7 protein-coding genes are annotated in these 11,745 nt (G+C 64.8%); 5 read left to right on the top strand and 2 right to left on the bottom strand.

What is annotated here, in order from left to right; translation table 11 throughout:
• Positions 1-96 precede the first annotated feature (96 nt).
• The gene (locus H2LOC_RS09745; protein WP_136496226.1) at positions 97-1,692 is read left to right on the top strand and encodes an OpgD/OpgG family glucan biosynthesis protein; all 1,596 of its coding nucleotides are present in this window, start codon (positions 97-99) and stop codon (positions 1,690-1,692) included.
• 108 nt (positions 1,693-1,800) lie between these two features.
• On the opposite strand, the gene pgi is transcribed toward H2LOC_RS09745, so the two are convergent.
• Both pgi and H2LOC_RS09735 read right to left on the bottom strand, forming a co-directional pair.
• Positions 1,801-3,444, bottom strand: a complete 1,644-nt coding sequence (pgi, locus tag H2LOC_RS09740) for a glucose-6-phosphate isomerase (RefSeq protein WP_136496225.1) — start codon at positions 3,442-3,444, stop codon at positions 1,801-1,803.
• Between the two features lie 109 nt (positions 3,445-3,553).
• Positions 3,554-3,874, bottom strand: coding sequence for a DMT family transporter (locus tag H2LOC_RS09735; RefSeq protein WP_136496224.1), 321 nt, complete (start codon positions 3,872-3,874; stop codon positions 3,554-3,556).
• Positions 3,875-4,089: 215 nt separating this feature from the next.
• Here H2LOC_RS09735 and H2LOC_RS21565 point away from each other — a divergent pair, with 215 nt between their 5' ends.
• The 4 genes from H2LOC_RS21565 (at position 4,090) to H2LOC_RS09715 (ending at position 11,565) form a co-directional block, all read left to right on the top strand.
• Positions 4,090-7,899, top strand: a complete 3,810-nt coding sequence (locus H2LOC_RS21565) for an HAD-IC family P-type ATPase (RefSeq protein WP_202620562.1) — start codon at positions 4,090-4,092, stop codon at positions 7,897-7,899.
• 46 nt (positions 7,900-7,945) lie between these two features.
• A complete protein-coding gene (locus H2LOC_RS09725) occupies positions 7,946-9,010 on the top strand; it encodes an AI-2E family transporter (protein WP_136496223.1) in 1,065 nt (354 codons plus the stop codon).
• Positions 9,007-9,441: a universal stress protein gene (locus tag H2LOC_RS09720; RefSeq protein ID WP_136496222.1), complete on the top strand. Its 435-nt coding sequence runs from the start codon at positions 9,007-9,009 to the stop codon at positions 9,439-9,441. Before H2LOC_RS09725 ends, H2LOC_RS09720 begins: the two co-directional genes overlap by 4 nt.
• 321 nt (positions 9,442-9,762) lie before the next feature.
• Positions 9,763-11,565 (top strand): di-heme-cytochrome C peroxidase, encoded by a 1,803-nt coding sequence (locus H2LOC_RS09715; RefSeq protein ID WP_202620561.1) that lies wholly within the window; start codon positions 9,763-9,765, stop codon positions 11,563-11,565.
• The last annotated feature ends 180 nt before the right edge of the window (positions 11,566-11,745 follow it).

The following is an 11,745-nucleotide window of genomic DNA, read 5'->3' as shown; positions in this document are numbered from 1 at the left end:
CATCAGCATCTTCCCCGCCGCTGGGCGCGCATCCGGCGCGAATCGCCGCTTGCGCTGAGGCGCTGCGGGTTTGCTCGGGTTTCCGGAATAAGAAGAATGACGCACATCACCCGCCGCAAGCTGCTCGGCGCCATGGCGGCGATAGGCGCGCCTCAAGCCGCGCTGCAATTGGGCTCGGCGAATCAGGCCTTGGCCCAGAACGGGCGTCCCTCGCTCGCCGTAGCGATGAAGCCGCCGCGATTCGGTTTCGACAATGTGCTCGGCCGGGCGCGCGAACTCGCCGGCGCGCCCTTCGAGGACGCGCCGCAGCGCCTGCCCGACGCTTTCGACAATCTCGAATACGACAGCTGGCGCGACATCAGATTCAGGCCGGACCGCGCTCTGCTCGTGGGCGGCGGCGGCGCTTTCCGGCTGGAGACCTTCCATCTCGGCTTCCTCTACCGGCGCCCCGTGACGGTCAATCTGATCCGCGACGGGCTGCCCGCGCCGATCCCCTATTCGCCGAACCTGTTCGACTACGGCAGGGTGAAGCCGGAGAAAGACCCTCCGGTCAATCTGGGTTTCGCGGGCTTCCGCCTGCATTATCCGCTCAACGATCCCCATGTGAGCGACGAGCTGATCTCCTTCCTCGGGGCGAGCTACTTCCGCTTCCTCGGACGGGAGCAGAAATACGGGCTTTCCGCTCGCGCCCTTTGCGTCGAGGCCGGCACGGAAAAGGAGAGCTTTCCCTTCTTCCGCGAGTTCTGGGTCGAGACCCCCACGCCGGGCTCCAACCGCGCGACGATCTACGCCCTGCTCGACAGCGAGGCGGTCACCGGCGCTTTCCGCTTCGACGTCACGCCGGGACAGGACAGCACGGTGGACGTCCAGGCGACCCTGTTCCCGCGGCGCGAGGGCGTGAAATTGGGCTTCGCTCCCCTGACCTCGATGTTCCTCACCGGCGAGAACGACCAGCGCATCAGGGATAATTTCCGAGCCGAGCTGCATGATTCCGACGGCCTGCTGATCGAAACCGGCGCCGGCGAATGGTTGTGGCGCCCGCTCAGCAATCCGACCGCGCCGCGCATCACATCCTTCCTCGACAAGGACAACAAGGGCTTCGGCCTGATGCAGCGCGACCGCACCTGGGAGTCCTATCAGGATCTGGAGCTCGGTTATGAATCGCGCCCCAGCTATTTCGTCGAGCCGCTGGGCCCCTGGGGAGAGGGCCGCGTCGAGCTGATCGAGCTTGCGACCCGGGACGAGACCAACGACAATATCGTCGCGAGCTGGACGCCCACGACTCCCCCCGAGCCGCAGAAGCCTTTCTCCTACGCCTATCGGATAACAGCCTGTCTCGATCAGTCGCGGCTGTCGCCCAACGGCCGGGTGGTGAACACCTTCCGCGCGCCGCCCCAGGCGCTGGGCTCGTCCGAGAAAGTGGTGCAGAATTCGCGGCGTTTCCTGGTCGATTTCGCCGGCGGCGACATGGCCTATTATGTCGGCGATCCGAGTCAAGTCGAGGTGGTGGCCACAGCCAGCAACGGCAAGGTGCTGCGCACCAGCGTCGCCGCCAATCCGCATATCGACGGATTGCGCGCGCTGTTCGACGTTTCTGTGGTGTCGGGCCAGACCGCCGACCTGCGGCTGTTTTTGCGCGCGGGAAGCCGGACGCTGACCGAGACCTGGACCTATCCCTGGACCTCGCCCTGAGGCGAGGGCCGTCACTGCGAGGAGCGCAGCGACGAAGCAGTCCAAGGGGATTGATGTGGCCCTGATCGCTTCGCCTTCGGCTCGCGATGACGGCGGAAGCTGCAAAGCTTACCCCTGATGACTCCGCCGCCAGTCGATCAGGCCTGCGGTCGAGCCGTCGAGCGCCGCGGTCGAGGCCTTGTCGTCCTCGACGATGGGGGCGAGGCGGCTCGCCAGCTCCTTGCCGAGCTCGACGCCCCACTGGTCGAAGGGGTTGATGTCCCAGATCACCGATTGGACGAAGACCTTGTGCTCATAGAGCGCCACGAGCCGGCCCAGCGTGCGCGGATCGAGCCGCCGGTACAATAGCGTGCTCGAGGGGCGGTCGCCCGAAAACACCTTATGCGGCGCAAGGCGCTCGACATCGGCTTCGCTGCGTCCCTCCTTGCGCAACAGCGTTTTGGCCTCCTCCAGAGTCCGCCCGCGCATAAAAGCTTCGCTTTGCGCGAGGCAGTTGGAAAAAAGCAGGGCGTGATGATGCGCGTCGGCGTCGATCGGCTCGGCCGCGAGCAGGAAGTCGATCGGCGTGACGTCGGTGCCCTGATGCAGGAGCTGGAAAAACGCGTGCTGGCCGTTGGTGCCGGGCTCGCCGAACACGATCGGTCCGGTCGCGCCGGCGACCAGAGCGCCGTCGCGGGTGACGGATTTGCCGTTCGATTCCATGTCGAGCTGCTGCAGATAGGCCGGGAAACGCGCGAGCCTCTGGTCGTAGGGGATGACCGCGTGGGCGGCGCGGCCGAGCATGTTGCGATGCCAGACCCCGAGCAGGCCCATCAGCGCCGGGATGTTCTTATCCAGCGGCGCTTCCTGGAAGTGAATGTCGACGTCATGGCCGCCGCGCAGGAAGTCGGTGAAATTCTCCGGCCCAACGGCGATGGCGAGCGCAAGGCCGATCGCCGACCACAGCGAATAACGGCCGCCCACCCAATCCCAGAAGCCGAAAACGCGCGACGGCTCGATGCCGAATTGCGCCACCTTGTCGAGCCGGGTGGAGACCGCGGCGAAGTGAAGCCCGACGGCGGCTTCGCCCAAAGCCGCGACCACCCGGGCGCGCGCGCTCGCGGCGTTGGCCATGGTTTCCTGGGTGGTGAAGGTCTTCGACGACACGATGAAGAGCGTGCGCGAAAGATCGAGCCTCGCCAGCGTGTCGGACAGATCGGCGCCGTCGACATTGGCGACGAAATGCGCGCGCGGCCCGCCTTTGGCGTAAGGCGAAAGCGCCCGCGCCGCCATCGCCGGGCCGAGGTCGGACCCGCCGATGCCGATATTCACCACATCGGTGAAAGGCAGGCCCCCGGCGCCGGTCAGCTTTCCCTCGCGGACGGCGCGGGCAAAGGCGAAAACTTTCTCGCGTTCGGCTTCGATTTCGCGCCGCATGTCGACCCCCTGCACCGGCAGGGGGCGGCCGGAGAGGTCGCGCAGCGCCATGTGCATGGCCGCGCGCCCTTCGGTGTTGTTGACGGCTTCGCCGGCAAAGAGCGCCGCCCGGCGCGAGGGGAGGTCGCGCGCCTCCGCCAGCGCCGCAAGAAGTCTCAGAGTTTCCCCGGTGATCTTGTGTTTCGAGAAATCGAACAGAAAATCGTCCAGCGAGACCGAAAAATTTTGAAAGCGATCAGGGTCCTGCGCAAAAAAATTCCGCACATGCGCCGGCGCCAGAGTGCTGGCGTGGACGTCGAGAGCTTTGAGGGCGGAGGCGACGGCGGTCTGCGGCATGGATGCGCCTTTTGCTGCTGTGAAAACTGGTAGCGGCGCGCGATTCGCGCGCGCCATAATAACAAATGGCGCTTTGCGGCTTATTGACAGCGCGCGTGTCGGATCGGCCTCAGTGGCTCGAGCCGAAGCGCAAGCCGGTAACGCCGACGAAGATGAAGAAGATGCAGGCCAAACGCCATGTGGTCGCCGGCTCGCCGAATACGTAAACGCCCACGATCGTGACGGCGGCGACGCTTCCTCCCGTCCACACGGCATAGGCGGTGCCGGCGGGAATGGTCTTCACCGCAAGCGCGAGGCAGCCGATGCTCGCGACCATGAAAAACCCCATCGCCGCCAGGGGCCAGATGCGGGAAAAGCCGTCGGCATATTTCATCGCGACCAGCCAGCCGACTTCGCACAGGCTGCCGATGATCAAAATCACCCAATCCATGGACCGCCCTTCGCCCGCGCTGAATGTTGTTTTTCGAATGAGGATGGCCCGCGGGGAGCTTCTAGGCAAGGCCAAATGGCGAAGCTCGACCTGTTACTCTGGAGGGTCGGGCGGGATGCTCCAATTCGATACGGCGCCTGGAGCCTTGAAGCTCGGGAAGAAAAATGCCTTGCTGCAGGTCTTCCTGCGATCGTTCGATCGGGAGCGGAACGCCAATGGATCGGGGAGCGGCCGAACAGCCCATCGAGGCGCGCTGGCATTGCTTGTCGGCCGAGGAAAGCCTGCGGCGCCAGGGTTCTTCCCCGGAAGGCCTCACGTCGATGCAGGCCGAAGAGGCGCTTGCCCGATATGGACCGAACCGGATTTCTGTTTCCGAAGCGTTCAGTCCCCTGACGATCTTTCTGGCTCAATTCAAAAGCGTTTTGGTATGGGTCCTCGTCGCCGCCAGCGTCGTTTCCGGCGCGCTCGGCGACGCCGAGGATTCGGCCGCCATTCTCGCGATCGTGCTTCTGAACGCCCTGGTTGGTTTTTATCAGGAATATAGCGCCGAAAAGTCGATTGCGGCGCTAAAGCGAATGACGGCGCCGAGGGCCAGAGTTTGGCGGGACGGCGCGGCGACGACCATCTCCGCGACGAGAATCGCGCCCGGGGATGTCATCGAATTCGAAGCGGGCGATCTCATCGCCGCCGACGCCCGGCTGCTCGGCGCCTCTTTGCTCGCCTGCGCCGAGTCCGCCCTCACCGGCGAAGCGGAAGCCGTTCGCAAACAAGTCGGGGCTCTGGAAAATCCGGATCTCCCCGTGGGAGACCGGATCAACATGGTCTTCATGGGAACGAGCGTCGTCGCCGGCTCGGGGCGCGCGGTCGTGGTCGCCACCGGAATGCGCACCGAGCTCGGGCGCATCGCCGCGCTGATCCGGGAGGCCGGCGAAGACCAGGAAACCCCGCTCCAACAGAAGCTCGATCGGTTCGGCAGGACTTTGCTCTGGGCGACGCTCGGAATCGTGGCGCTGCTCTTTGGATTGGGACTGCTGCGCGGAGAACCCATCGTCGATTTGTTCATGACCTCGGTCAGCCTCGCCGTCGCAGCATTGCCCGAGAGCTTACCCGCGGTCGCCACCGCGGCGCTGTCTCTCGGCGTGATGCGCATGTCGCGCCGGCGCGCGCTGGTGCGCCGCCTCGCTTCGGTGGAGACGCTCGGCTCCACCAATGTCATCTGCACCGACAAGACCGGCACGCTGACCTTGGGCGCCATGTCGGCCAGGACCCTGTTCCTCGCCAATCGAAGCTATGAGATGGAGGACGACGGCCGCCGACCCAGCGGCGCGATCCGTTCCAACGGCGTTGTTGTCGATCCGGAGCGCGACCCGCCCCTGAGGCGGATGGCGGAGATCCTGGTCGGCTGCAACAATGCGCATCTCGAGGTCACGGCGGATGGTTGCACGGTCGTCGGCGATCCGACCGAGGGCGCCTTGTTGCGCGCAGGCCTGAAGGCGGGCGCCGATCGCCGCGCGCTGGACCAGGCCTGTCCGCAGATCCAGGAAATCCCGTTCGATTCCGATCGCAAGCTTCATTCGGTCCTGCGCAGGCTGCAGGACGGGCGCGTGCGAGCGCTAGCCAAGGGCGCCCCGGAAGCGCTGCTGGCGCGGTGCTCGCAAATTCTGACGGGCGACGGCGTCGTAAAGCTGACGGAAGAGGAGCGGGAATATCTCCTTGATCGCAACGCCGCCTCGGCCGGCGAGGGGTTCCGAGTCCTCGCTTGCGCCTTTCGCGACCTGGAGGACGCGCCTGCGCAGACAGGCGCCGAAGAGATCGAGCGCGATTTGGTTTTCGTTGGCTTTTGCGGGCTGCGCGATCCGCCGCGGCCGGAGGTGAAAGGGGCGATCGCCAAATGCCGCAGCGCGGGCATTCGCATCGTCATGATCACCGGAGACCATCCGCGCACGGCCGTCGCCATCGGCGCGGAGCTCGGACTCGGCGACGAAGGCGGCGTCTTGACCGGCGCCGAGCTCGACTCTTTTGGCGACGACGCGCTCGCCGCGCGCGTGGTCGACATCTCGGTTTATGCGCGGGTGAGCGCTGCGCATAAATTGCGCGTTGTCCGAGCTTGGCAGGCGAATGGCGCGGTTGTGGCCATGACCGGCGACGGCGTGAACGACGCGCCGGCGATCAAGGGCGCGGATATCGGCCTCGCCATGGGAATGACCGGGAGCGAGGTCACGAAGCAGGCCTCGGACATGGTCATCGCCGACGATAATTTCGCGACCATCGTGGACGCCGTCGAAGAGGGCCGCGGCATTTTCGAGAATATCAGGAACACATTGCAATATTTGCTCGCCTGCAACGCCAGCGAGCTGATGCTTATGACGATCTGCATCGTCGGCGGTCTGCCGTCGCCCCTGCTTCCAATTCATCTGTTGTGGATCAATCTCATCACCGACGGCCCTCCCGCGCTCTGTCTCGCCGCCGACCGCGCCGATCCGGGCGCCATGAACCGGCCCCCACGACATCGCAGCGAGTCGCTGACCGACAGGAGCTTTCTCGAAACGATGCTGTTCACCGCCGTGCTTTTGTCGGCGGTTTCCTTCTTGCTCTTTCTCTATGGGTTGGAAACGGGAGGCCTGGAGCAGGGACGCTCTTACGCCTTCACGTCGATGGTGTTCTCGCAATTGCTTCTCGCGCTCGGCGCCCGCAACGGAACGACGCCGATCTGGCGGCGCAATCCGCTGTCGAACCCCTATCTGCTCGCCGTTGTAGGCGGCTCGATCCTGCTGCAAATGGCCAGCCATCAGAATGCTTCCTTCGCCCATATCCTCCAGGCGAAAGAACTCTCCCTTGGCGAGGAGATCCGCCTTCTTGCCGCTGCAGCTTCGCCGTTGGTTTTGTTGGAGCTGATCAAGTCGGCGTCGCGCGCCTTCGCGCCCAAGGGCCCCCGAGCTGGGGGGGCCGAAAGATTCTGGATGAGCTTTGGCACGGCGTTGGTTGTTGCGGCGGCGGCCGCCGGCGCATGGCTGCAATGGCCGCAAGGGCAAGGGTCGTCTGCGCGCTTTGTGACTGGGGCGGTTGAGCGCAGCTCGCTCAGCCGCATGATCGTCGGGTCTGGCGCGGCGCTCCAGCCTCGAAAGATGGAGACGTTCGCCCCCGCGCCCGGCATGGCGCGCTTCAAGGGTTGCGAAATCGGAAGCAAGGTCGCCGAAGGCCAGCTCTGCGGTTCCGTCGGGCGACGCCCCTATAGCGCCGCGGTAGTGCGGCTCGAGGCTTCGCTGGCGAAAACGCGCGCCGAGGAGGCCAGAGCCGAGGCCCGGCAGGCCCGCGCGCAAAAGGCGCTCGAGCGGGCTCGCGCCGCCGGCGTTCGCCAAAAGACGCTTCTGGCGGAAAGAACCTATCAATCCGCTCTCGCCGCGTCGCGCCGCATTGCGGCGGCGATGGCGCGCCAGGAGAAGGCTTTGAACGAAGCCGAGGGCGATCTCGCGCGGGCGGAGATTCGGGCGCCCATGGCCGGAATCGTATCGGGAAGGGCCGCACAAGGAGCGGCGGTCGAGAGGGACGGTCCTCCGCTGCTTGTCGTAGAGCGCGAGGGACCGCCCGAAATCGGGGTTGCGGTCGGGCTGGACGACATCCAGGCGGTAAAAATCGGCGATCGCGCTTTCGTCGACGTCGGGGGTGAAACATTGGCTGCGCAAGTAACGTCGGTTCTCAGGACACAAAGCCGCATTGTGGTCGCTGTAAGAGATCCCGAGAGGCGCCTGGCGCCTGGCGTGGCGCCCACTGTTCGGATCGAAGTCGAACATCGAGACAATGTGCTTGTCGCGCCGAACGAGGCCGTTCGCTACGCGCAAGAGAAATGCCGGCGCAGGGGCATGGAGGGATGCGCGTCGCGGCTTTGGGTGTTGCGCGATGGCTATGCCTCCGCCGCATCCGTCCAACTGGGTTTGAGCGACGACAAGCGCACCGAGATAGTCGGCGGCGATCTGAAGGCGGCAGACGTTCTCATTCTCGGAGAACGAGACCGGCCGAGGCCTTAACCACTCGGAAGCCTCCAATGGCCTTGCTTGCAGGGAAAATGAGCTGATGCAAAATCGTTCACTTTTAGGCGTGGTTCTCCTCGCGGCCTTGCTCGCCCTCGGCTATCTGGTGGTCAGGCCCTTTTGGGCGCCCCTGGCCTGGGCCGCGATCCTCGCCTATTTGACCACTCCGATCTATCGGCGCATCCTGCGGCTGCTCGAAGGCCGGCCGTCCCTCGCGGCGAGCGTCGCGACGACCCTCGTGCTCACGCTCCTGCTGGTGCCGTTCCTGTCTCTCCTGCTGCGTCTGCCCCGGGAGCTCAGCGAGAGCTATCGTGAAATCTCTTCCGCCTTCGACGAGCCGCTCGTCCTGCCCGAGGCGCTCACGCACATTCCCGTTCTGGGGCCGGTTCTCGACGAGACGCTGACCGGCTTCTGGAACGATCCCGAAGTGCGAAAGCAGCAGGTGAAGGAGTGGCTGGAGCCCTGGAGCCGCGAAATCGCCTCGCTCGTCGGCGGATTGGGCCGCAGCGTCGCGCAACTCGCCGTCGCCGTCGTCGCGCTGTTCTTTCTCTACCGCGACGGCGAGTCGGCGCTGGGGCAGATTCGCCGGGCCCTGCACAAGATCGTGGGCGAGATGGCCGATAAATATTTTCAGGCGATCGGCGCCACCACCCGCGCCGTCGTTTTCGGCCTCCTCGTCAGCGCTCTCGCTCAAGGTTTCCTGGCCGGCGTCGGTTATCAGATTTTCGGGATCGGAGCCCCCATTCTACTGGGGGCGGCGACGGCCGTGGCTGCGGTGATTCCTTTCGTGGGCGCGGTGTCGATCTGGGCCCCCGTGGCGCTCTGGATGCTGCTCTCCGGACGGACCGGCGCCGGCCTCGCCCTGCTGGCGTGGGGCGCCGTCATCGTCAATCCGACCGATAATATATTGAAGCCGCTGCTGATCAGCGGCGCGACCGACATTCCGCTCGCTCTCGTCTTCATCGGGGTGATGGGCGGCTTGATGGCCTTCGGCCTCGTCGGCCTGTTTTTGGGGCCTCTCGTCCTGGCGGTGCTCCTCGCGATCTGGCGGGAGTGGCTGGAGGAAGATCGCGGGGCCGACATGGGAGTCGACCTGGAGGGAAAATGAAACCGCAATTGATTCTGGTCGCGGCGGATGGTTCCGCGGGCGCAAGCCGCGCGGTCGATACGGCCGCCGCATTCGCAAGGAAACTCGACGCCGATCTTCTGATCGTGACGATCGCCGGAAGCGCCTGGGACCGCGAAATCGACGAAGCCGCCCGTTCCGAGAGGGACGCTGGAGAAGCTGTCGAATTGCTGGCGAACGCCGCCTTGCGTGAGGCGAGGGAACGAGCCGAGCGAGCGGGCGCGCCGAGGGTTCGGACCTGGTTCGGCTGGGGCGACGCCGCCGAGGAGATAATGGGACTCATCGACCGCGAGAAACCCGAAATGGCGATATTGGGCCGGCGAGGCCGCGGCAGGCTCACAGGTCTCTTGCTTGGAAGCGTTTCCCAAAAACTGGCGTCGCTGGCGCCGTGCCTCGTGACCATCGTGCCGTAAAGGCGCGGGCGAGATGGGTGCGCGAATCCAGGCTTTCGCAATTTGCCGGCGCGACAGAAGCGAATGGCCGGAGCGCACTCCTGTCGCAATGAGATCTAAGCCGGTGAATTGTTGTGCGGAAAAAATTTTCCGTCATAATCGCGCCGGGCGGGGGATTTGACGCCGGCGCCGGCCGGCGCTTTTCGATTTGGAATGCGTCGGGGCGCCGCAAAACTTTTCGTCCGAAAATCGGGTTCGTTCATTTCGTTCTGAAATCACCTTAGCGATTGTGCAGACCGTTCGATGGCGGCCCGGATCAAAAAGCCGAATTTGGAGGAAAGAGTGTATAATAAGCCATACTCTTCGCGGCGCCGTGTCGCCGCCGCGATCCTGTCGATCTGTTGCGCGGCCGGCTTTTCGCCCCGCGCTTTTGCAGAGCCGGTGAAATTCGCCGATCAGGGCCCGCATTGGAATTCCATCAGCCGCAAGGAGTTCTACAGCCGCGACCAGGGCGCGAGGCTGATGCCCTTCTCCTGGTTCAAGGCCTTGAAGCGCGCCGACGGGACCGGCTTCCTCGACGATGGCCTGTCCCGCTACGGCTATCTGCCCAATCCGGACAGCCCGATACCGGGCCTGCCGGTCGGCTTTCTCGCCGCGCTGGACAATGAGGGCGGCGCGACGCTCTCCATCACATGCGCCGCCTGCCATACGAGGCAGATCGAAATCGACGGCGCGCCGCTGCGCGTCGACGGCGGTCCCGGCATCGTCGATCTCGGCAGTCTCTTCAACGATCTCGACGGCGCCTATGACGCCCTCCTGAAGGACGACGCCGCCTTCAAGCCTTTCGCCGTTTCGGTGCTGGGCGGCTCGCCCTCCGAGGAGGCGGTGAAGAAGCTGAAAGGGGAAGTCCAGGCCTGGTATTTCCCTTTCCATAAAATCATGTTCGCCGGCGTGCCCAAGCCTCCCGCGACGATCTGGGGGCCGGCGCGGCTCGACGCCGTCGGCATGATCTTCAACCGGGTCGCCGGCCTCGACATCGGTCCGGCGCCCAACCGCGTCATCGAGGGCAATCTCGCTGCGGCCGATGCGCCGGTGCGCTACCCCTTCCTTTGGAACGCCGCCATTCAGGATATGACCCAATGGCCGGGATTCGCCCAGAACGGCGACGACATCACGGGCCTCGGGCGCAATGTCGGCGAGGTCTACGGGGTATTCGGCATTTTCCATCCGACCCCCACCGGCGATCCGCTCGTTCCTCTCGATTACCTCAAGGATTCATCGCTCAACTTCCCGGGCCTGCTGCGGCTCGAGACCTTGATCAAACAGATGGAGGCGCCGAAGTTCCCGGGGCCGATCGACCGCAAGCTCGCCGATAAGGGCAAGGAGATTTTCGACCGCCCCGCCAAGGAAGGCGGCTGCGGGCCGGGATGCCATCAGGAAATCAAAGGCGAACCGCGTCTTTGCAACCAGAACACCTGGAAGACTCCGGTCCAGAACGTCGAGACCGACGCGCGGGAGAATCTGCGCCTCGGCCGCTCCGGCGACACCGGGGTTCTCAAGGGACAGATCGTCCCGCAGCCGCCGTTCAACGAGCTGCAGGCGACCGACAGCATGGCCAATATCCTCAGCGTCGCCGTCGTGGGCTCGATCGCGCAGGGGCCGCTTCACTTCGGCCCGATGCAGTTCCTGCCGCTGGTGGAGGAATGCCTGCGCAACGAACCCATCAGCCCGCCCGAGAAGCTCGAATTCTTCAAACAGTTCCTCGGCTCCCAGCTCAAGGGCGCCCTGAACGCCATATTCAGGTTCGAGGAAGTCGCGCGCCCCGCCTATGAGGCGCGGGTCATGCGCGGGATCTGGGCGACCGCGCCCTATCTCCACAACGGCTCGGTTCCGTCTCTCGCCGAACTGCTCAAGCCTCCGGCGCAGCGGGTCGCGAGCTTCAAGATCGGTCCCGCCTATGATCTCGCCAATGTCGGCCTCGCCAGAGAGCAGACCAAATTCGACTCTTACGTCTATGAGACGACGGCCGACTGCGGCGGCGAAAAGCCCGACGCCTCGGGCAACAGCCGCTGCGGACACAATTTCGGCACGGCCCTTCCGGACGAAGAGAAGAAAGCGCTGCTCGAATATCTGAAGTCGCTCTGACGACTGCGAGAGAACGGCTTCGGGAGGCGGGGACGCCTCACCGAGGCCGATTTTCTTCAAACGGCTTTGTTTTTGTGGTTTCACTTACTCTTTTCGGCGCGATCTTGCGCCGCAGCAATTTCTACCAGGCGCTGCGCAATTTCCGGCTTATAGTCTCGCTCATCGATCGCGAGCGATAAA

The organism is Methylocystis heyeri, assembly GCF_004802635.2.
GTDB lineage: Bacteria > Pseudomonadota > Alphaproteobacteria > Rhizobiales > Beijerinckiaceae > Methylocystis > Methylocystis heyeri.
The sequence above is the reverse complement of the archived record's forward strand: the minus strand, read 5'-3'. Positions and strand labels throughout refer to the sequence as shown.

Coding starts and splice junctions, on each gene's coding strand:
- H2LOC_RS09745 (WP_136496226.1), top strand. CDS start 97: ATGACGCACATCACCCGCCGCAAGCTGCTCGGCGCCATGGCGGCGATA.
- pgi (WP_136496225.1), bottom strand. CDS start 3,444: ATGCCGCAGACCGCCGTCGCCTCCGCCCTCAAAGCTCTCGACGTCCAC.
- H2LOC_RS09735 (WP_136496224.1), bottom strand. CDS start 3,874: ATGGATTGGGTGATTTTGATCATCGGCAGCCTGTGCGAAGTCGGCTGG.
- H2LOC_RS21565 (WP_202620562.1), top strand. CDS start 4,090: ATGGATCGGGGAGCGGCCGAACAGCCCATCGAGGCGCGCTGGCATTGC.
- H2LOC_RS09725 (WP_136496223.1), top strand. CDS start 7,946: ATGCAAAATCGTTCACTTTTAGGCGTGGTTCTCCTCGCGGCCTTGCTC.
- H2LOC_RS09720 (WP_136496222.1), top strand. CDS start 9,007: ATGAAACCGCAATTGATTCTGGTCGCGGCGGATGGTTCCGCGGGCGCA.